Source organism: Oscillospiraceae bacterium MB24-C1 (assembly GCA_030913685.1).
Taxonomy (GTDB): domain Bacteria; phylum Bacillota; class Clostridia; order Oscillospirales; family Ruminococcaceae; genus Yanshouia.
Genome location: CP133187.1, coordinates 1,405,116 through 1,424,834 on the forward strand (window position 1 = coordinate 1,405,116; position 19,719 = coordinate 1,424,834).

General features: G+C 47.5%; 20 protein-coding genes, 1 tRNA gene and 1 riboswitch. Of the genes, 14 read left to right on the forward strand and 7 right to left on the reverse strand.

All coding sequences use genetic code 11. From position 1 onward, the window contains the following. Positions 1-113: 113 nt before the first annotated feature. Complete coding sequence (locus RBH76_06770; protein WMJ85116.1) at positions 114-491, reverse strand: hypothetical protein; 378 nt, start codon at positions 489-491, stop codon at positions 114-116. 114 nt (positions 492-605) lie between these two features. Here RBH76_06770 and RBH76_06775 point away from each other — a divergent pair, with 114 nt between their 5' ends. From RBH76_06775 to RBH76_06785, 3 genes are all read left to right on the forward strand, one after another. Further along, positions 606-893 carry a hypothetical protein gene (locus RBH76_06775; GenBank protein WMJ85117.1) on the forward strand — a complete coding sequence of 96 codons (288 nt, stop codon included), beginning with the start codon at positions 606-608 and terminating at the stop codon, positions 891-893. 196 nt (positions 894-1,089) lie between these two features. Next, entirely contained in the window at positions 1,090-1,596 is a 507-nt protein-coding gene (locus RBH76_06780; GenBank protein WMJ85118.1) for a 2'-5' RNA ligase family protein, read from the forward strand. Positions 1,597-1,683: 87 nt separating this feature from the next. After that, complete coding sequence (locus RBH76_06785; protein WMJ85119.1) at positions 1,684-2,001, forward strand: hypothetical protein; 318 nt, start codon at positions 1,684-1,686, stop codon at positions 1,999-2,001. 83 nt (positions 2,002-2,084) lie between these two features. Here RBH76_06785 and RBH76_06790 read toward each other — a convergent pair. From RBH76_06790 to RBH76_06800, 3 genes are all read right to left on the reverse strand, one after another. Next, positions 2,085-2,158, reverse strand: a tRNA-Gly gene (locus RBH76_06790). Between the two features lie 146 nt (positions 2,159-2,304). Further along, positions 2,305-3,606: an HD domain-containing protein gene (locus RBH76_06795; GenBank protein ID WMJ85120.1), complete on the reverse strand. Its 1,302-nt coding sequence runs from the start codon at positions 3,604-3,606 to the stop codon at positions 2,305-2,307. Between the two features lie 270 nt (positions 3,607-3,876). Then, positions 3,877-4,821, reverse strand: a complete 945-nt coding sequence (locus tag RBH76_06800) for a ketopantoate reductase family protein (GenBank protein ID WMJ85121.1) — start codon at positions 4,819-4,821, stop codon at positions 3,877-3,879. A gap of 135 nt (positions 4,822-4,956) precedes the next feature. Between RBH76_06800 and RBH76_06805 the strand changes: the two genes are divergently transcribed. The 3 genes from RBH76_06805 to pflB all read left to right on the forward strand — a co-directional run bounded on the left by RBH76_06805 (position 4,957) and on the right by pflB (position 9,163). Next, complete coding sequence (locus RBH76_06805; GenBank protein WMJ85122.1) at positions 4,957-5,541, forward strand: N-acetyltransferase family protein; 585 nt, start codon at positions 4,957-4,959, stop codon at positions 5,539-5,541. Between the two features lie 523 nt (positions 5,542-6,064). Then, positions 6,065-6,144: riboswitch (ZMP/ZTP riboswitch) on the forward strand. 54 nt (positions 6,145-6,198) lie between these two features. Next, complete coding sequence (gene pflA / locus RBH76_06810) at positions 6,199-6,960, forward strand: pyruvate formate-lyase-activating protein (protein ID WMJ85123.1); 762 nt, start codon at positions 6,199-6,201, stop codon at positions 6,958-6,960. Then, the gene (pflB, locus tag RBH76_06815) at positions 6,929-9,163 is read left to right on the forward strand and encodes a formate C-acetyltransferase (protein WMJ85124.1); all 2,235 of its coding nucleotides are present in this window, start codon (positions 6,929-6,931) and stop codon (positions 9,161-9,163) included. Before pflA ends, pflB begins: the two co-directional genes overlap by 32 nt. A 186-nt stretch (positions 9,164-9,349) precedes the next feature. On the opposite strand, the gene RBH76_06820 is transcribed toward pflB, so the two are convergent. Together RBH76_06820 and RBH76_06825 are read right to left on the reverse strand one after the other, a co-directional pair. Then, positions 9,350-9,820 carry a chemotaxis protein CheX gene (locus tag RBH76_06820; protein ID WMJ85125.1) on the reverse strand — a complete coding sequence of 157 codons (471 nt, stop codon included), beginning with the start codon at positions 9,818-9,820 and terminating at the stop codon, positions 9,350-9,352. Then, positions 9,810-10,238 (reverse strand): hemerythrin family protein, encoded by a 429-nt coding sequence (locus RBH76_06825; protein ID WMJ85126.1) that lies wholly within the window; start codon positions 10,236-10,238, stop codon positions 9,810-9,812. Before RBH76_06825 ends, RBH76_06820 begins: the two co-directional genes overlap by 11 nt. Before the next feature lie 481 nt (positions 10,239-10,719). Here RBH76_06825 and RBH76_06830 point away from each other — a divergent pair, with 481 nt between their 5' ends. From RBH76_06830 to RBH76_06865, 8 genes are all read left to right on the forward strand, one after another. After that, on the forward strand, positions 10,720-11,937 hold the full coding sequence (locus RBH76_06830; protein WMJ85127.1) for a GGDEF domain-containing protein: 1,218 nt from the start codon (positions 10,720-10,722) through the stop codon (positions 11,935-11,937). A gap of 21 nt (positions 11,938-11,958) precedes the next feature. Further along, on the forward strand, positions 11,959-12,291 hold the full coding sequence (locus RBH76_06835) for a thioredoxin family protein (GenBank protein WMJ85128.1): 333 nt from the start codon (positions 11,959-11,961) through the stop codon (positions 12,289-12,291). A 167-nt stretch (positions 12,292-12,458) separates the two neighbouring features. After that, on the forward strand, positions 12,459-12,683 hold the full coding sequence (locus RBH76_06840; GenBank protein WMJ85129.1) for a DUF6485 family protein: 225 nt from the start codon (positions 12,459-12,461) through the stop codon (positions 12,681-12,683). A gap of 509 nt (positions 12,684-13,192) precedes the next feature. After that, entirely contained in the window at positions 13,193-14,434 is a 1,242-nt protein-coding gene (gltS, locus tag RBH76_06845) for a sodium/glutamate symporter (protein ID WMJ85130.1), read from the forward strand. A gap of 44 nt (positions 14,435-14,478) precedes the next feature. Then, positions 14,479-15,378 carry a glutamate formimidoyltransferase gene (gene ftcD / locus RBH76_06850; protein ID WMJ85131.1) on the forward strand — a complete coding sequence of 300 codons (900 nt, stop codon included), beginning with the start codon at positions 14,479-14,481 and terminating at the stop codon, positions 15,376-15,378. 25 nt (positions 15,379-15,403) lie between these two features. Further along, the gene (locus tag RBH76_06855) at positions 15,404-16,030 is read left to right on the forward strand and encodes a cyclodeaminase/cyclohydrolase family protein (protein ID WMJ85132.1); all 627 of its coding nucleotides are present in this window, start codon (positions 15,404-15,406) and stop codon (positions 16,028-16,030) included. Between the two features lie 28 nt (positions 16,031-16,058). Then, positions 16,059-16,667, forward strand: a complete 609-nt coding sequence (locus tag RBH76_06860; GenBank protein WMJ85133.1) for a HutD family protein — start codon at positions 16,059-16,061, stop codon at positions 16,665-16,667. Between the two features lie 202 nt (positions 16,668-16,869). Then, complete coding sequence (locus tag RBH76_06865; GenBank protein ID WMJ85134.1) at positions 16,870-18,537, forward strand: formate--tetrahydrofolate ligase; 1,668 nt, start codon at positions 16,870-16,872, stop codon at positions 18,535-18,537. Positions 18,538-18,769: 232 nt separating this feature from the next. On the opposite strand, the gene ftcD (RBH76_06870) is transcribed toward RBH76_06865, so the two are convergent. Continuing rightward, positions 18,770-19,666 (reverse strand): glutamate formimidoyltransferase, encoded by an 897-nt coding sequence (gene ftcD / locus RBH76_06870; GenBank protein WMJ85135.1) that lies wholly within the window; start codon positions 19,664-19,666, stop codon positions 18,770-18,772. Positions 19,667-19,719 lie beyond the last annotated feature (53 nt).

Sequence of the window (19,719 nt, forward strand, 5' to 3'; positions counted from 1 at the left end):
GACAACATTAAAACTCTGATCAACCATCATGTTGATAAACGGCGCAGTGCTTACACGTCTCAATTTTTAGAGTTTTTTGTAGTTAGTCAAACTTGTTTCCTTATCGAGGCGCCCTAAGTTCTAAGCAAAAATAGAAACGTTACTACAATTTGTCCTATATGAATAATTTGGTCAGTCCACAAATTAATCGCTTTTACATTGGCTTTTAGATGATCAACTACAGCGTGAATAATTAGATTAAGCGCAAAAAAGAAAGCAAACCAAAAACCAATTTTAAACCTTAAATAAAATGCCACCGGCAGCATAGTCATAAAAGCCCAGCTAAAAGAATGCATGACCAAGGCCCAAATATAATCATACTGGTACATCTTATTTGGTGCATTTTGTTCCCACCATGATTTTTGCTTAGCATTAGCGAGCCATCCTTGTAAATAGTAATCATCTACGATGTGTAAGAAAATCATTGATAGAAATGCAAAGAGCTTATTCAATACGCTTTACTCCTTTTAAATTCACTTGCGACGTGAAATTTGCATACAATCCATATAGGGCATTATTCACGCCTAGCTTATATTTTCTAACGGAAGGATGAATTTTATGTTTTATTGGTACCGCAGATGGATGCGTTGGGGGCGTTTTGGCAATTGCTGCAGGCGTTGTGGACGCGGTTGCAGATTCTTTTAGAGCCTAAAAATAATACTTACAACAACCATATCAGGATTGATGTGGTTGTTTTTTTACGTACTCGAATTTATGGCCGCCTGTGGATGAAAAGACTGTTTCAAACAGCATCAAATGCGGCGATACCGCCTCCCTCACCTTTGATTGCAACTATTCTCCCCAGAAATATAGACGTCGTTTTTAAGTTTCTTTACTCACCAGCAGGAGGATAATCTGGACTGCCAAGAGAAAGTTCAAAATAGTTCTCTGGCTTTTATTTTTTCAAAGATTTGAGTTTTTATAGATCATCTTATTTACTGCGATGCAAACGAGTGACAAAATCTACTCCAAATGTTATACTTTGCTTAAAAATACACCATTTGTGAGGCAAGGAGATATATTTTGAACCAAATAAGGACGCTATGCGTGATGGGCACATTTGATAATCAAACTAACCAAAAAGTATACCGAATCAAAGAAAAATTAAAAGCGCAAGGCATCTCTATTGATGCATATGAACCTCATATAACGTTTGGCATTTATACAGAACTTGATGAGATAAGTCTGTTCAAGTGGATTAGCAAGGTTGTAGCACAACATAAAAAAATACAGATTTCTTTTAACCATTTTGGTTTTTTCCCCGATGCGCGTTATTGTTTTTTAGCGCCCTGTTCCAGTTATGGCCTATTGGAACTTCATTCGAATATACATGAAAAATTCGATAACTGTTGCACTGATAAAGGTTGTCTATATTCGCTTAAGCAAAAAAACTGGTCTCCACATATGACGATTGCTTCGATTGAGCTAGGGCAGACGGAAAAGTTGCTTTCAATTCTATGGGAGAGTTTTTCGCCTTTTACAGCAGAACTTACTCGATTAAAAATAACTTCTTCTGATACCAGCAAAGATGTTGGTGTTTTTGAGCTGAGAGGATGATGTTACACCTCCGATAATTTAACAATAATCTGGTTATCTGCTCTTGCATATACCCGCTTTCGCGCTTTCGTTATGACGTCTGAAGTATTGAAGGTAATAGAAGATCAGCGGAAAATATCATTAACCAGCCAAACTGTTTTTGAGATCTCGACCCAGCACAATTTTAGAGATCGTTGGTATAGGTACTGTTTATATAACGGTATACCCAAAATAACGCCTTACGAAATGCGCCACACATTTGTTTCGATGGCTAAAACGCTACCAGAAGGATTAGTAAAGCAGTTAGTAGGCCACAGCAAAGATATGGATACCTTCGGAACTTACGGACATTTGATAGGGGATGATTCAAAGATCGCTGCCGCCGCCCTTAGCAGTGCGTTTAACCACATCTTAGGCAAAGAATAGTTTTTATATAAAGTGTGGTCAAGAGTGTGGTCATAGCAAAGTAAAAACCGCTCTAGAACGTGATTCTAGAGCGGTTTTATTCGTGGAGCAGGTAACGGGATTCGAACCCGCTCGATCTGCTTGGGAAGCAGAGATGCTACCATTACACCATACCTGCATACACAAATCGCTTATTGATTATACCGCAATTTATAGGCAAATGCAAGGTGGTTTTTATTCTAATTTCAAAAACTTTCAGCTAGGGTATTATTCGAAATTCAAATCAGCAAGCGTTTTCTAGCATGCAGTCAGACCATACGTTGCCTAGAGCGTCAGCAGTTCTTGATCGGTCTTCTTATCCGGCATTATACCAAGAAAGTTTCTGTACTGTCTTGCAGCCACCTTCTGTGCCGCTGCACGAATGTCATTGATAAGGGCAAAGTTATCAGTGGCCGTTTTAACAATATTTCCGTCCAGAGCGCCATTATCCACCATATTGTTCAGTACTTTGGTTGCGTGTTCCATCGACATTCCCTTGCGGTAGGGGCGATCCTCCGTAATTGCAGTAAAAACATCTGCAACGGCCATAATCCGAGACCCTAGCGGAAGGTTTTCACCGACAATGTGAAAGGGATAGCCTTTACCATCTAGCCTCTCATGATGATACGCTGCCCATATTTTAATGGTATCAAACTGTTGAATTTTATTAAGCAAAACATAAGTGTAGTAAGTATGCGTGCGTATTTCGTTAAATTCGTCCAGTTGAAGATTATCCGGTTTTTCTAGAATCTCATTGTCAATCGCCAGCTTACCCAAATCGTGCAGGTATCCGGCTATGAGCATCATTTTACGTTCAATCGGGGAAAAACCAGTCAGATTGGCGAGATACTCGGCCACCTTCGCGACACCCGCAGAGTGGCAAGCGGTAAAACGGCTTCTAAAATCTATAATGTGAGAAAAAAGAATTGCAAAATCTATAATATCGTCGATATCCAGTAACAGGCTATCAAACAGCTCCTGCGTCGGTAGCATCTCTACCGGATCGCGCGAGATCAGGTCAAGCCAGATATACTGTTTTTTGCTCAGCTTGTTGAGTGCGGCAACGAAATTCGGCATATAAAGCGCCCCTGATCGCTGTTGAACCCCCTCAAGCACCTTGGGCAGTTGGGAAAGCACATTCTGTTTCGGGTTTTGTATTCCAGTGCAAACACGGTCTGCTAAGTGGATAATATGGCTATACAGCGGTACCGTCTCTCCGTTAAAGCGCAAACCCTCTCCGTAAGACCAAGGAACATGGTGATATTTAACTAACCTGTAAATAGATCGCAGCGGCTTAAACTCCTGCACCAGCGATGCGCCTTTAAAGGCATGGTTATAGGCTGTAATCGGTTCATGTTCAGTAATTGACAGCAGCTCATTTGTTGAAAGTGCGCCGATATCATGCACCAGTGCAGCTAGAAAAATCTCTTTGCGCTCCTGCACCGACAAATCCAGCTGTTCTGCCAAACGGTATGATAAATAGGCCACTTGCTGTTGGTGACTGGCCAGCACCGGTGATATCAAGTCCTGTGCTTTTGAAAGGCAAAGCAGCAACTCGCCAAGATTACATCTGATTATATTGTTCATAAATTCCTTTTTGCCCCGCTTTTGGATGAAACATTCCGATATATTTGCCACGCGTCGGAAATAAGATCGGAAAAAACTAGGGTCATTATAACGCATTTCTTGGTATAATACAAACTATTTCCACGTATTTTAGTTTATTTTTCACCTATACAATAACAAAGTATCATTCTGCCGTGGCCAACATTTCCCCGTCCTGACGCCCGCATAGCAGCCTGAATGGACGCTAGCATAACGGTATAATCATCGAAGCCAGAGTACAGGTAAATTTAATCAAAATGATTCGTCTTCAAAAAGTCCGGCGTTTTTTTCTTCGCGCACGCTGATGGCGTGGTAGAACATCCAGTTTAGCGGTGTCTTAACGCCAAGCTTTTTGCCCAAGGTAATAACTTTTCCAGCAAACATCTCCACCTCGGTCTTGCGCGCGGCCTCTATATCCAACAGGGTAGAAGGCTTGTTGTAAAAAGGAATCTTCCTGACGTGTGCTTCTTGGTTATCCACATCCGCCTGACCCAAACCAATGCCCAGCTTATTTGCGATGCGAACAACCTCCCACATAGACTCGCGGCGAATCTCGTTGGCGTGTTCGCTGACACGATAGGCCCCAAACGGTACATCCAACAATGCACATGTCAGATTTTCACCCACATTACACATGAACTTAAACCAAAGGCCCTTGACCATATCCTCATCAATCTGATAGTTAACCCCACAGGCATCAAACAGCGCGCTGATCTGCCGCACCCGATCAGAAACCTCAGCGTTCTTCGCCTCGCCGAAATGCACTTTGCCCATCTTAGGGTCAAAATTAGCCACACCGTCTCGCATATTAATCGATACACGCATATAGGAATACAACACATGATCCCAGCCATAAACTTCGGCAACACGTTCCTCGCTGTCTACGCCGTTCATTACACAAATAACCTGCGTGTGCGCACCAATCTGGTTTTTGATGTCACTGATGGCCTTTGTAAGGCCGGTATCTTTAACGGCCATAATCACCAGATCGGCCGGATCGTCGGTCGTTTCTGGGGTAATGATGGTAAAATGATGCGTCACACCGTTGATGGTTACCCCATCAGTCTCCAGCCTGTCCTTGCGCGCGCCGTCGGCCAACACTCTAAAGTTACCCTTACCCAAACCCGCCTCGAGCTTCGGTGCAAAAAACACACCCATAGCGCCTAAACCGATCAGCGTAACCTTTTTTATTTTCATTTGAGTCCCGCTCCTTTTCTGAATAAAATATTAAAACTAAGCACCTGCGGCAACGGAACAAAAGCATTGTTTTACATAGCCATCGCCCTGTGCTATACTAATTTTGCGAAATTAATGCGTAAAAGAGGAATTGTTATGTCACAGCCCGTTATCATCAGACCCGCTTCGCCAGAAGACGCCAAGGCTCTGTTGCAAATCTATGCGCCCTATGTTAAAGACACCGCTATTTCGTTTGAGTACACCGTACCCTCCATTGAGGAATTTGCCGAGCGTATCCGCAAAACGCTCGCGCTCTACCCCTATTTGGTCGCATTGCATAACGGTGAAATAGTAGGCTACGCCTACGCGTCGGCCTTTAAAAACCGGGCTGCCTATGCCCGGTCGGTTGAAAGCAGCATCTATATTGCCCAGACCTGCCGCGGCGGCGGTATTGGCCGGGCGCTTTATGATAAGCTTGAGGCGGTGCTGCGCCATCAAAACATTTTAAATCTCAATGCCTGCATTGCTTTGCCCACTGGTGAAGATGTACACCTGACCACCGACAGCCCGAAATTCCACGAAAGGCTGGGCTATCGGACAGTGGCACATTTTCATAAATGCGCCTTTAAATTTAATACCTGGTATGATATGATCTGGATGGAAAAGTTGTTGGGTGAACACCTGCCAGAGCCCGAGCCAGTGCGCCCCTTTTTGGAGGTCTGGCGTGACTACTTTGCATAGGATTTCTCTGGCCTATACCGCTGTTCCCTTTGGGGCAGCACCGTTCTCGGTATCTTTTTGATGAACTATATCGGTGAAAAAACCTGCGTACAACAGGCTCTTCCACTTTAAGCCAAACGATATCCTAAAGGTCGGTGTCTATGGGCATCGATCTTTATTTTACACAAGTTCGGCAATGCTCTTTAGGTTGGTACGGATGATCTTATTTCCTTTAATAAAAGCCTTCTATGTGATGACGCGCGGCCTATCTATTGCCATCAAAAGCTGTTATGTACGATAGTAGCATCCCTGTTTTGGGCTGTCAACACGACCCGCAACATATATCGTTTTCAACCGTTCGGTATTTTAGACCCTACGCCCGTTACCTTGTCGATTCCACCGCATCACACACTTTTATTACGTGACGCACCGCGTTTTGCGTTAATTAACTTTTATACAGCATGTCCTAAATTCTAGCGACCAAGCTAAAAGGATTTTGAGAAATGTGAATTGACAAAAAATTATGACCATGCTAAAATTTTTACACAGATTATATGACTGACGGAAAAGTGGATTTAACCACATGAAGTATAATCGTTGAAGCCGACCGTCTGGGCAATTTACGCCCGGATTGCCGGCTTTTTCTATTGCCCAAACACATGAGAAGGTGGTGAGAATATGCCAAAAGGGAAAATACACTCCATCGAGACCATGGGACTTGTAGACGGTCCCGGAATTCGCACAGTGTTGTTTTTCCAGGGCTGTCGATTACGGTGCCAATACTGCCACAATCCGGACACCTGGCAATTGGATTCAGGCAAAGAGATGGATGTCCAACAGCTTGTCAGCCTGCTCAAACGCTACCGCCCTTACTACGGTGCAACAGGCGGCGTCACCTGCTCGGGCGGTGAACCACTGCTGCAAGCAACGTTTTTGACTGAACTGTTTCGCGCGTGCAAAAAAGAAAACATTCCCACCTGTCTGGATACTGCTGGTTATGGCAACGGCGATTATGGGACCCTTTTAGCTTATACCGACCTCGTGATTTTTGACGTTAAACACTACCGCTCTAACGACTACACCGCGCTGACTGGTGGGGATATTGCAGTTCCAAACGTGTTTTTACAAGCTGTCATCAATAGTGGCAAACCGCTCTGGGTGCGCCACGTCGTGGTGCCGGGGCTGACCGACTCGCCACCCCATATCAAAAGGCTTGGGCACTATCTTCGCGGTATACCGAACATCCAAAAAATAGAGCTGCTACCCTATCACACCCTTGGCATAAACAAATATGCTCAGATGGGTTTTCAATGTCCATTGCAGGGCACTCTGCCCATGGACAAGGATGAAACTCGAAAGCTACAGCAAATGCTTACCGAAACTATTTTTACTGAGAAAGGAATGAAGCATGATGACCACTACTGCATGGCAGGGCTTTAATGCCGGTCTTTGGACCGATGAAATTGATGTCCGTAACTTTATTCAGAAAAACTATACACTTTACGAGGGGGACGATGCATTTTTAGTTGGCCCTACCGAGAGAACTCAAGCCGTTTGGGAAAAATGCCACCAGCTGATTGTAGAGGAAGTAGAGAAAGGCATTCTGGACGTTGAAACCAACACTATCTCTGGCATCGATAATTTTGCGCCCGGTTACATCGATAAGGATAATGAGGTGGTTGTCGGCCTGCAGACCGATGCACCCTTAAAGCGGATAGTCAACCTTTACGGCGGCCTGAAAATGGCGAGCAGCGCGCTGGCGCAGTATGGCTATCAGCTTAACCCCACGGTAGAACAGAATTTTCACGCCTACCGCAAGACTCATAACGAGGGCGTTTTTGACGCTTATCCCGAGCGGACAAAGGTAGCCCGGCACGTAGGTCTGCTGACTGGCCTTCCCGACGCCTACGGCCGCGGCCGCGTCATCGGCGACTATAGACGGGTTGCGCTTTATGGCATTGATTTTCTTATTGAACAACGCAAAAAAGACCTGGCTTCCTTCGACGGCTCGATGACCGACGAGCGCATCCGCACCCGCGAAGAAGTCAGCATGCAGATACACGCTTTAAACCAAATGAAGTCAATGGCCGCTAAATATGGCGTTGACATCAGTCGCCCGGCGCAAAACGCGCAGGAGGCTGTCCAGTTCTTATACATGGCCTATCTGGCGGGCGTCAAAGAAAACAACGGCGCGGCCACCTCGCTGGGCCGCACCTCAACCTTCTTGGACATTTATATTGAAAGAGATATAAATAATGGGGTTATTACCGAGCAACAAGCGCAGGAGCTGATTGATCAGTTCATCATCAAGCTGCGGCTGGTGCGCCATTTAAGAACGCCGGAATATAATGAACTGTTCGGTGGCGACCCCACCTGGATCACCGAAGCCATCGGCGGCATCGGTGTCAACGGTAGACCGTTGGTCACCAAAACGTCGCTGCGCTACCTACATACGCTGACCAACCTTGGTACCGCCCCAGAACCGAATATGACCGTGCTCTGGAGCCGCGATCTGCCCCCTGCTTTCAAGGCGTACTGTGCCAAGATGAGCATCGAGACCGATTCGATTCAGTACGAAAACGACGACATCATGCGCCCGGTCTATGGTGATGACTACGCGATTTCCTGTTGTGTTTCCGCCATGCGTGTGGGTAAGCAAACGCAGTTCTTCGGAGCGAGGGCAAATATTGCAAAATCACTGCTCATGGCAGTTAACAGCGGTGTGGACGAGCTGAAAAAAACGCCGGTCGTCCCGGGTATTGCGCCGGTAACCGAGGGTATTCTTGATTACAACGAAGTGATGATCCGCTACAAAAAAGTGCTCGATTATGTCGCGGAGCTTTATGTGGACACCATAAATATCATCCACTATATGCACGATAAATATGCTTACGAGGCTAGCCAGATGGCGCTGCACGATATCATCGTCGAGCGATTGACCGCCTTTGGTATCGCGGGTATCTCGGTAGCAGCCGATTCGCTTTCGGCCATCAAGTACGCCAAGGTAACGCCCATTCGGGACGAGCAGGGCGTAGCAGTCGATTTTAAGGTAGAGGGCGACTTTCCCAAATACGGCAACGACGACGACCGTGCAGACGATATCGCCGTACAGGTTATCACCTATTTTTCTAATGCGCTTAAAAAGCACCCCATTTACCGTCAGGCCAAGCACACGCTGTCTGCGCTGACCATCACGAGCAACGTCATGTACGGCAAAAAGACCGGTAGCACGCCCGACGGACGCAAATTTGGTGAGCCGCTTGCCCCCGGCGCAAACCCCATGCACGGCCGCGACGAAAACGGTGCGCTCGCCTCTTTGAATTCGGTCGCGAAAATTCCGTACAGAGATATTTGCCAGGACGGCGTTTCCAACACTTTTTCCATCGTCCCCGAGGCGCTTGGCAAGGATATCGCACAGCGCATCGAAAACCTTACGCACATCTTGGACGGTTATTTTGTACAGGGCGCCCACCATCTCAATGTCAACGTTATGAGTCGAGACATCTTGATTGACGCGATGAACCACCCCGAAAAATATCCGACCCTGACCATCCGCGTTTCGGGCTATGCCGTCAACTTCAGCCGCCTGACCCGCGAACAGCAACAGGAAGTGATTATGCGAACCTTTCATGAGGCCGTTTAAGCATCGGCCAACCGCAATTGACTGATACTTTCTAACGCCACCACGCCAAAGCCCCGGCCAACGCTCGCGCGTGAACCGGGGCTTTGATAGTAGATATACTAATATTTGATAATAAGGGCATAATTAAATGCTCAAGGCTCATTGGGGCTATGATAACGTTATGTAAAGTCGGCCGTCGTAGCAGCCCTAATTCTCAGCCTGTTTCGAGGGATCGTTGGGATTCAGCCGTATCTCTAGACAAACATCCCCCGCTGAGGTTGAGATGCAACAGTTGTTACGCAGAGCATATTGTTTGCTTTCATCAGCTTTTTTCAGTCTGGGCGGACGGATGTCACAGGTCAAATCCTCCCCGGCCAACATGGTCATGACGTTGCCGCTGATAATATTTGAGATTTCCGATATGGCTGATATGACAAAATCATCCACCAGCTCCATCTCCATGCCACTCATGATATTCACGATATTCAGCGAGGTCTCATGCGGAAAGCGGTAAACAACCTCACCGACCAGATCGCCGACTATCTCAATCGAAATATCCAGCTCGTCCTCGCACTTAAAGCTTTCAACCGGACGATCGCTGATATCCGAAAGGTCCAGCATCAGCTCAAACACATTGCAGGTGGCCTGTAAAAACGGCACATAGAATTTAGTGGGCATTACCAGACACCCCCTTTGCAATTGCATAATCGGCAATACGCTGATCCTCAGCTGCCACATGGTTTATCAGCCAGGCCAAAAGCTTACCAGCGAACTGTTGCATCAGCTGTTCGTCATAGCCGCTGCGTTCGTACTGAGCCGAGACCTCCAGCACATAGCCAACCATATCATCATGCACTTTTTTATGCGCTTGATAACCAGGATAGCCGATGCGCTGCTGGTAGGCCTCTTCGTCGTTAAAATGCTCAACCACATAGGCCTTCATAAACTCTAGTGTCTCGTTGACGCGCAAAACTTTTTCTTCCCAACTGGCAGGTGAACGCAGCGTTTTAACAAATGCTTCAACACGCCGGAACAACTCCTTGTGTTGCGTATCCACAACCGAAACACCTAACGCATATTTATCTTTCCAAAGCACGATATCCTATCCTTTCATAGCATATTATAATTCTATTCTATCAATATTGACATGCGCTGTAAATTGCTTTTGACAATAAGTTTTATTCGGCCTCATTTTTCACCTTTGTTCGCAATTATTTTTAGCTTAAAACATTTTTCTTTAAAAAGAATTTTGAAGTTCTTACTTTGACATTGCTTGACTTTGAGAACTATACAAATTACAATAAATTTGTCGAAACGGCGCAAAAAAAAGACGAGTACGACCGCCTTTTTGGCAAGACGGCAGCGCAAGCAAGCGCAATCCGTTCTTTATGTCGAACAAATCAAAAATCATTTTATTGCAGCCCCTCTCGCGTTCTTATAAAGCCCTTGTCGATTTTTCTTAAAAGAGGCATCGATTACTGGTGGCGTCTTGGGACTATTATGGCGTCCCTTTGGGCCGCGGCGATATCGACAAGCGGAAAGATGATGCCGCTAGAGGCTAAGGAGGGCGCTTCCTTATGTACAGCCTTTTTTTGTATGCGGAAGTAAACATTGTCGGTGCTGTAGTTTTACTACTGATGCTGACCAGCCGAAATAAACACAGTTTTAGAAACATGTCTGTTGATCAGCAGATATTTAACAGCATTATGTTTTTAAATCTGCTTATTTTTATTTTTGATGCTGGAATGTGGCTATCGGATAAAAACCCCTTACCCATAATGAGAATCGTGAATTATCTTTCGACCATTTTGTATTATTTCTTTATACCGTGGATCTGTCTCTTGTGGCTGATGTATACCGATTTTAAAATTTATGAGAACCGGGCTGGTCTTTGGCGGCGCACCCGTTATTATGCTATCCCCGCCTTCATATGCGTGATTTTGATACTGCTCAGTCCATTTACCGGTTGGATTTTTGCTATATCTAAAGACAACCGGTATGCACGCGGCCCATGGTTAATTATTCTAACGGTGGTTACCTTTTCCTATCTTATCGCAGCAAGTGGCATTGCGATTAACGACGCGTTAAAAAACGGCTGGAAAGCAAATAACGGGCTGAATCAGATGCTGGTAATCTACCCGCTGGGCATCATAGTGGCCGCTACGCTGCAGGTACGTTATTTTGGGCTTTCGGTTATCTGGGTCTGCACCATGCTGGGATGTACCAGCATCTATATTAATAAACAAAACGCCGAAATTCTCACCGATCATTTGACCGGTCTTAATAATCGACGGCGTCTAGACCAGCATCTTCAGCGCCGAATCAGGATGCGGTACAAAAAGCACCTGCTATTTATACTCGTTTTAGATTTAGACGAATTTAAAAAAATAAATGATTGCTGCGGTCACCTTATCGGCGATCAAGCGTTGGTGCGCACAGCCGAGCTTCTGCGTAAGTCCTGTAACAGTAGCGAGGATTTTATCGCAAGACTGGGCGGCGATGAATTTATCATTGTGGGCGAACGGGCCAGCACGGCAGAGATTATGGACTTTATTAAAACCATAAACAATAATGTTGCCATCTTTAATCAAAGTGATCAGTTATGTTATACTCTTGCATTGAGCATGGGTTACGCCGTTCTTAAAGAGGGCGACAATGAAGATACATTTTTAGCTGCTGCCGATAAAGAGATGTATTATAACAAGGCTAAAAATAAAGCTACTAGAACACAATACCGATCTGACGATATCCAGACGCGCCCTCAGCACTGTCATTTTGAAGAAGATTTTAAATAATTTGAGAGGCAATTTTGTGTCATGGAAATAATATACTCAAAATCCCAAATAGGTACATTAAAGACCGCACATGATATGGTTTTGGTCTATTTCAGCGGCGAGGGCTGTGGCGTATGCAAAAGCATACAGCCAAGGTTATTGGCGCTACTTTCAAAATATCCTCAAGTCAAAGCCGTTCAGGCGGAGCTGTCCGACGCGCCTGAGCTGGCGGCAGCTTTCAGTATTTTTACCGTGCCTGCCGTCATACTGTTTGTCATGGGCAAAGAATCTTTGCGCGAGGCGGGATTCATCAGCTTGGCCGAGTTAGAGCAGGCTATTACAAAATATTCTGATCTACTTTTGAATCACCGTTGACAACGTGGCGGCAGCAGGATGCCTATTCTGCGTCATTACCGCAAGAGAAAAAGCGCAATGGCAGTTAGTGATAAAATGCGTGTTTAAGGTTTTAAAAGTCTTAAAACAACCGTAACGCTAAGAACTTAATTAAATTTATTCTAATACATAAAAAGGAACCGACCAATATGACAACACAAAAACAACACTTCTGTACCTGCAAGGATACCGATTGTAAATTGAACCCTCGCAATCATAGCCTGGGCTGCGACCCCTGCGTTCGCAAAAATTTAATGGCGGGGGAAATTCCAGGCTGTTTTTTTCGCTTAATTGATGACGATCTATCGCAGCTTAACGATTTTACGCTGGATAGTTTTGTTCGCTTCTACTTGCAACGCAAAGCTGACAAATGATAATAAGCGTCTCGGTAAAGGTCAGGATTGAAACACGCTTTCAGTCCTGACCTTTTTGTTTATACGCACCTTAAGTCTTATAATATAGTTGAGAAATGCTTTAACAACAGGGCTTATGGTCATCTGAAAAGCCAGCTGAAGTTAGACAGTACACACACCCCAGCAACGGACAACTTCGCAATTATACGTTTTTTCGACGCATTTGTCGCTTTCTGTGCCGATATAGATGCTAAATTTGACGGCTAGGGTAGAAAAAAGGATAACTTTTAAAGAAAGGTAGCCCCCCTGATGCCCTTACGAGCACTAGAATCTTGCACTTTTAATCCTATACGTTACAAATAAAATACTGTTTTAGCCTTCCCATACTAACGAATTTAAAATTATACGTTTTTCAGATGCCGCGTTGCTATAATGACATCAAAGGGTTAAACACTCCTTTCGAGAAGGGCGCAAAGGAAGTCAGGTCAAAGGATACGCATCGTGTAAAACAAATTTAGGAGGTAACGAAAATGACTTTTGAAATGGTCGACAATGTTCTTAATATTAGCACCGATGCCATAATGACGGTAGCTATGGCCGCCGTTCTGCTGTTGATTGGCTACGCTGTCAAAAGCAAAGTCAAATTCCTGAATAAGTATTGTATACCGGCGCCGGTGGTCGGCGGCTTCCTGTTTATGTTTGTCACCTACCTTGGTCATGTGACCAACAGTTTCTCCTTTACTTTTAACGCGACCTTCCAATCTCCATTTATGCTGGCCTTCTTTACAACAATCGGTCTGGGGGCTAGCTTTTCGCTGCTCAAAAAGGGCGGCGTGTTGCTGATAATCTACTGGCTGATCGCTGGCGTTATGTCGATTTTCCAAAATATAATTGGCATCACCGTTGGCACCGCAGTGGGACTAGACGCACCCTATGCGCTGCTTTCCAGTGCCATTTCGATGGTCGGTGGACATGGTGCAGCTGGCGCCTACGGCGGAACTTTTACCGAGATGGGATATAGCTCCGGCACGCTGGTCGGTATGGCCGCCGCAACCTTTGGCCTGATCTCCGCTGTGCTGGTCGGTGGCCCCGTGGGGCGTCGACTGATCGTCAAATATGACCTTAAGCCGGACGACAGCGAGAATTTTGACACCGACGTCACCTCAGTCAACGCCACTTCGGCAGGAAAGCTCAGCGGTCTCGATGTTATTAAGAACGTCACCGCTATTCTGGTGTGCATGGCACTGGGCACCATTGTCTCGGGCTGGATTGGCAAGCTGATTAACATGTCCTTCCCCACTTATGTCGGCGCCATGTTTGTCGCTGTTATTCTGCGCAATATCAATGAATCCGCCCACTTTTATAGATTCGACTATCCGTTGGTCGAGGGCATCGGTGATGTCATGCTGGCGCTTTACCTCTCTATGGCCCTCATGACCCTAAAGCTGTGGGAGCTGTCCGGCCTTATCGGCGGCGTTCTGGTTGTGCTTTTGTGCCAGGTTGTGTTTATGGTCCTTATCAGCTACTTTGTCGTCTTCCGCATACTGGGCAAAAACTACGACGCGGCAGTCATGTGCGCAGGTCTTTGTGGCCACTGCCTTGGCGCTACGCCTTCGGCCATCGTGAATATGACGGCAGTCAACGAGCGGTACGGCATGTCACGCCGCGCCATGATGATTGTCCCAATCGTTGGTGCGTTTTTGGTGGATATCATTTATCAACCCCAAACCATCTGGTTTATTAAGACCTTTGTCAAGAACTTTGTTGGCTAAATCTGTACCGACATTTCATTGAATACATATAGGAGGATATTTAAATGGCAAAACTTGTTGAGTGCATCCCAAATTTTAGCGAAGGGCGCGATCAGGCTGTTATTGATGGCTTAGCCGAGGTCGCCAAGAGCGTTCCCGGTTGTACACTCCTGGATGTTCAGTCCGATGCAAACCACAACCGCTGCGTTTTTACGTTAGTCGGCTCGCCCGAGGGCATTGAAGAGGCCGCTTTCTTACTTTGCAAAAAGGCTGCTGAAACAATCGACATGACTCAGCACGAAGGCGCACACCCCCGCATGGGTGCAACAGACGTCATCCCCTTCGTCCCCACAATGGATATGACCGTGGAGGAATGCGTCTCCATCTCAAAGCGCGTTGCCCAGCGCATCTGGGAAGAACTGAAAATCCCGAGTTTTCTGTATGAGGATTCCGCCACTTCACCTGACCGCATCAATCTGGCCAGCGTAAGAAAAGGCCAGTTTGAGGGTATGCCTAAGAAACTTCTGCAGCCCGAGTGGGCGCCCGACTTTGGCGAGCGCAAAATTCACCCCACCGCCGGCATCACCGCCATCGGCGCCAGAATGCCGTTGGTTGCGTTCAACGTCAACCTGGGCACGTCAAATGTCGAAATCGCCAAACAGATCGCTAAAACCATACGTGGCTCCTCCGGCGGCTTTAAGTACTGCAAAGCCATCGGCCTCATGCTGGAAGAACGCAACGTCGCGCAGGTCTCAATGAACATGGTCAACTATGAAGGCACCCCGCTTTACCGCGTTTTTGAAGTCATTCGCGCTGAGGCTCAACGTTGGGGCGTTCCGATCATCGGCAGCGAGGTCGTCGGCCTAACCCCTGCCAAGGCACTGGTTGACTGCGCCGAATATTACCTGAAAATTGAGAACTTTGATTATAAGAAACAGGTCATGGAAAATCATCTTATCGGCTGATACATGCCGGAAAAGGAGTATCAAAATGAAACTTGTCGACCGTACCGTAACCGGGTTCATAGATCTGATGGCCTCGTCAGAGCCCGCTCCCGGCGGCGGCTCCGCAGCTGCCCTGCAGGGTGCGTTGGGCACGGCGCTAACCGTTATGGTCTGCGCATTAACCGTAGGGAAAAAGAAGTATGCGGATTGGCAGGAGCTGATTACCGCAGCGCAGCAGGAAGCGGTAGCACTGAAAAATCGCTATCTTGACGTCATCGATCGAGATACCGAGGCTTTTAACGGTGTCAGCGCCGTGTTTGCCATGCCCAAAGACACAGAAGAACAAAAAAGTGTACGCGCCCAGGCGATGCAAACGGCGCTGAAGGCTTGCACCGAAACGCCCTTTGAGATGATGCAGTTGGCTTATGAAGCGCTTAAACTCACCAAAAGTGTGGTGGGGCGTTCGAACGCCAGCGCCGCCAGCGATTTGGGCTGTGCTGCCCTGAGTCTGAAAGCTGCCATGCAGGGTGCTTGGCTCAATGTACTCATCAACATCGGCAGTATAACCGACGAGACGTTTGCCAGCCATTACCGACAGGAGGGTCAAGCGCTTATGGCGCAAGCACTACCGCTGGCAGATAGCATCTATCAGGAAGTTTTATCCGCGCTCTAGGCCGTTTCGGAGAAAGAAGGGTGTACAAATGAATACCGTTATCTCTCTTATCACCCCGGAGGCTTTTACTGTCAGTCAGTGGAGTGGCGGAGTGACCACCCAGATTGCCATATTCCCTCCCGACGCGCAGTATGCCAATCACGATTTTCTCTGGCGGATCAGCTCTGCCACCGTTAACCTGCCGGAATCGGATTTTACGCCCTTGCCGGATTATAAACGTTACATCTCTCTACTCGATGGGCGCATTTTGCTCACACACGACGGTGGCCGCCCCGTGATTCTTACCCCTGGAGAAATTCACTGCTTTGACGGCGGGGCCGCCACCAAGTCGCAGGGTACTTGTGTAGATTTCAACCTGATGCTGCGTAAAGGCAAATGCGACGGGACCCTCTCCTGTCTGAAGATGCCGACAGCTGGTGAATATCCATTGATAAGCCCAGAAAAATTGGACGTAGTAACTGAAACCCAAACCGCGGTACTTTATTGTGTGCAGGGCAGCGGTATTATCAGAGCCGGAGGTCAGGCTGTTTCGTTTAGTTGTGGCGAAGCGGTTCAGATTCAAGCGTTTGCGCCCAGCATAACCCTTTGCTGTAATGAGCCGGCGGTCTTTATGGTGGCGTTTATACACAGTTGCTAAACACCTAACTTTCGGCGACACAAAGCGTGCCATCGCAAAGAAGGCCACAGTTTGCGCGTCGCCCGCCCATTCCAGCCAACTTCATTCACCGTAATGCCTGACATTTTTTCTGCGTAAATTCTGTAAGTCGAATGCCCGTTGGCAGAACCGTCCTGCCGCGGGCATTCGACGACAGCCCCAACACCTAAAAAGGAGACGCAACATGTTTAAAACAGATATTGAAATTGCCCAGCAGGCCACACTGCTGCCCATTGGTAAAATTGCAGAAAAGCTGGGTGTGACCAACGATATACTGGAGCCTTACGGGCACACCAAGGCTAAGCTGGATATACATTCTCTAAAAGATATGCCGGTCAAAGGTAAGCTAATTCTCGTCACCGCCATCAATCCCACCCCAGCCGGCGAGGGTAAAACCACCACGAGCGTCGGACTGGCTGATGCGCTCACCAATCTCGGCAAAAAGACGGTGCTTTGCCTGCGCGAACCGTCTTTAGGACCGGTTTTCGGTGTCAAAGGCGGTGCTGCAGGCGGCGGCTATGCGCAAGTCGTCCCCATGGAGGATATCAATCTGCATTTTACCGGCGACTTTCACGCTATTGGCGCAGCAAACAATCTGTTGGCGGCTTTGCTCGATAATCACATTCAGCAAGGTAACGCGCTAAAGATTGATACCCGCAAAATTGTCTGGAAGCGGGCCGTCGACATGAACGACCGCCAGTTGCGCAATATTGTCTGCGGCCTTGGCGGCAAGGCAAACGGCGTCCCACGCGAAGATGGCTTCGATATCACAGTCGCTTCCGAGGTGATGGCGGTACTTTGCCTGGCTACCAGTCTTTCCGATTTAAAGGAGCGTCTGGCGCGAATGGTGGTCGCCTACACCTATGACGACAAGCCGGTGATCGCGCACGACCTGCACGCCGAGGGTGCCATGACGGCGCTGTTAAAGGACGCCATCAAGCCTAATCTGGTTCAGACGCTGGAACACACCCCGGCGCTGATTCATGGTGGCCCGTTTGCAAATATTGCGCATGGCTGCAACACCATCTCAGCGACCGAAACCGCCTTGAAGCTGGGCGAGTACGTTGTAACTGAAGCAGGCTTCGGCGCGGATCTCGGTGCAGAAAAATTCTTAGATATCAAGTGCCGCGCAGGCGGATTTGCACCCGCCGTGGTGGTTATCGTCGCAACAGTGCGCGCCTTAAAGCACCACGGCGGCGTGCCTAAAGCAGAACTTGGCAACGAAAACCTCGCCGCACTTGAAAAAGGTCTGCCAAATCTGTTGCAGCACGTCGAAAACATCACATCGGTCTTTGGTTTGCCCTGCGTCGTGGCGATCAACGCCTTCCCCACCGACACAGCAGCCGAACTCTCGCTCGTTGAGCAGCGTTGTAGAGCGCTTGGGGTTCATGTGGCGCTGTCTGAGGTCTGGGCTAAGGGCGGTATGGGAGGCATAGCGCTGGCCGAAGAAGTGCTGCGCCTGTGTGAGCAACCCGCGCGCTTTGAGTACTGTTACGACATCAACGACAGCATCGAAGTTAAACTCAACGCTATTGCCACCAAAATTTACCGAGCAGATGGCGTAGATTTAACCGTAAATGCCAAAAAACAACTGACACAGTTAACAGCATTGGGCTATGACAAATTGCCTATTTGCATGGCAAAAACTCAATATTCCTTCTCGGATGATGCCGCCCTTCTGGGCGCGCCTAAAGAATTTCGCATCACGGTGCGCAATTTAAAGGTATCGGCTGGCGCGGGCTTTTTAGTAGCACTCACTGGCGATATCATGACCATGCCCGGACTGCCCAAAATTCCATCCGCCGAGAAAATCGACGTAGATGAAAGCGGAAAAATCTCCGGTCTTTTCTAACCTAACACTTTTTCTTTCCCCCCGCGGGCCTGTGCGGCATTTTAGCACAGGCCCGCTTCAATGTATTGTGTATCGAGGCATCTAAAGTCAATAGGAAAGTGAAAAACATATTGTCATAAAGTTTCAAGGCTTGTATTTTTTAGGAACATATTGGCTTTTAGAAAACAGACCGGGCCGCAGCAGTCTCACGCAGTTGCGCTTACCGTCACGGCCCAGTTTTAATATATTACTATTACAGATAGCTTTCCAAAAGCTGGTCCATCGAAAAATCTTCGATTTGCAGATAATATTCCGCGCAGTCTACCAACGCCTTTGTGGGGATAATGCCGACCACCTCACTGCCGATCACCCGGACGCCATAGCGCTGTGCTTCCATCTTAACAGCCTCAAAAACGCTATAAATGGCGCTTTTAGTGTAGTCGGTCAGGTTCATGGTCACCTGGGTGAGATGACGCTCGCTGACAGCGATGCCCATGGCCTTGACAAAATGATATCCGCCGTTAATACTGCGCACCCGACGGCTAATCTGCCGTGCAATATCAACATTCGGCGTATCTAGATTGATGTTAAAGCAGATAAGCGGCATGCGCGCGCCTATAATCGTCGCACCACCGGTGGGATGCATGGTCTCCGGGCCAAAGTCAGGCTTCCATAACGGATTTTTCATCTTTTCGGTCAAACCCTCAAACTGTCCTTTTCGGATATCAACCACATCTCTGCGGTGCGGCGCAGTCGCAGAGGCCTCATAGAGAAAAAATGGCTGGTTAAAACGCTCTGCCGCCTCTTTGGCCACCGCTTTAGCCAACTGATCGGCCTCCTGCAATGTACAATTGCGCACTGGGATAAAGGGGATGACGTCTACGCAGCCGATTCTGGGGTGGGCCCCCTCGTGCTTTGTCATGTCGATAATTGAAAGCGCAGTACCCACCGCCTCGACCATCGCACTCTTTAAGGGTTCGGGCTGGCCAACCACCGTTACAACACAACGGTTCATATCCGAATCTGTGGAATAATCCAGTAACTTAATTCCCTGTTTTGCGCGAAAGGCATCGACAATCTGTTCAATTTTTTTGAGATCTCGCCCCTCACTAAAATTGGGAACCGACTCGAAAACCTGTTCTTTTTGCATCTTGGTACCCGCCGCCCTTCATGCTGTATTGTCCCCTTTATTATAGCGGTGTG

What these genes read in the sequence shown, in the direction of transcription:
- RBH76_06780 (WMJ85118.1), top strand. Translation starts at nt 1,090, where the DNA reads ATGGGCACATTTGATAATCAAACTAACCAAAAAGTATACCGAATCAAA.
- RBH76_06795 (WMJ85120.1), bottom strand. Translation starts at nt 3,606, where the DNA reads ATGAACAATATAATCAGATGTAATCTTGGCGAGTTGCTGCTTTGCCTT.
- RBH76_06800 (WMJ85121.1), bottom strand. Translation starts at nt 4,821, where the DNA reads ATGAAAATAAAAAAGGTTACGCTGATCGGTTTAGGCGCTATGGGTGTG.
- RBH76_06805 (WMJ85122.1), top strand. Translation starts at nt 4,957, where the DNA reads ATGTCACAGCCCGTTATCATCAGACCCGCTTCGCCAGAAGACGCCAAG.
- pflA (WMJ85123.1), top strand. Translation starts at nt 6,199, where the DNA reads ATGCCAAAAGGGAAAATACACTCCATCGAGACCATGGGACTTGTAGAC.
- pflB (WMJ85124.1), top strand. Translation starts at nt 6,929, where the DNA reads ATGATGACCACTACTGCATGGCAGGGCTTTAATGCCGGTCTTTGGACC.
- RBH76_06820 (WMJ85125.1), bottom strand. Translation starts at nt 9,820, where the DNA reads ATGCCCACTAAATTCTATGTGCCGTTTTTACAGGCCACCTGCAATGTG.
- RBH76_06830 (WMJ85127.1), top strand. Translation starts at nt 10,720, where the DNA reads ATGTACAGCCTTTTTTTGTATGCGGAAGTAAACATTGTCGGTGCTGTA.
- RBH76_06835 (WMJ85128.1), top strand. Translation starts at nt 11,959, where the DNA reads ATGGAAATAATATACTCAAAATCCCAAATAGGTACATTAAAGACCGCA.
- RBH76_06840 (WMJ85129.1), top strand. Translation starts at nt 12,459, where the DNA reads ATGACAACACAAAAACAACACTTCTGTACCTGCAAGGATACCGATTGT.
- gltS (WMJ85130.1), top strand. Translation starts at nt 13,193, where the DNA reads ATGACTTTTGAAATGGTCGACAATGTTCTTAATATTAGCACCGATGCC.
- ftcD (WMJ85131.1), top strand. Translation starts at nt 14,479, where the DNA reads ATGGCAAAACTTGTTGAGTGCATCCCAAATTTTAGCGAAGGGCGCGAT.
- RBH76_06855 (WMJ85132.1), top strand. Translation starts at nt 15,404, where the DNA reads ATGAAACTTGTCGACCGTACCGTAACCGGGTTCATAGATCTGATGGCC.
- RBH76_06860 (WMJ85133.1), top strand. Translation starts at nt 16,059, where the DNA reads ATGAATACCGTTATCTCTCTTATCACCCCGGAGGCTTTTACTGTCAGT.
- RBH76_06865 (WMJ85134.1), top strand. Translation starts at nt 16,870, where the DNA reads ATGTTTAAAACAGATATTGAAATTGCCCAGCAGGCCACACTGCTGCCC.
- ftcD (WMJ85135.1), bottom strand. Translation starts at nt 19,666, where the DNA reads ATGCAAAAAGAACAGGTTTTCGAGTCGGTTCCCAATTTTAGTGAGGGG.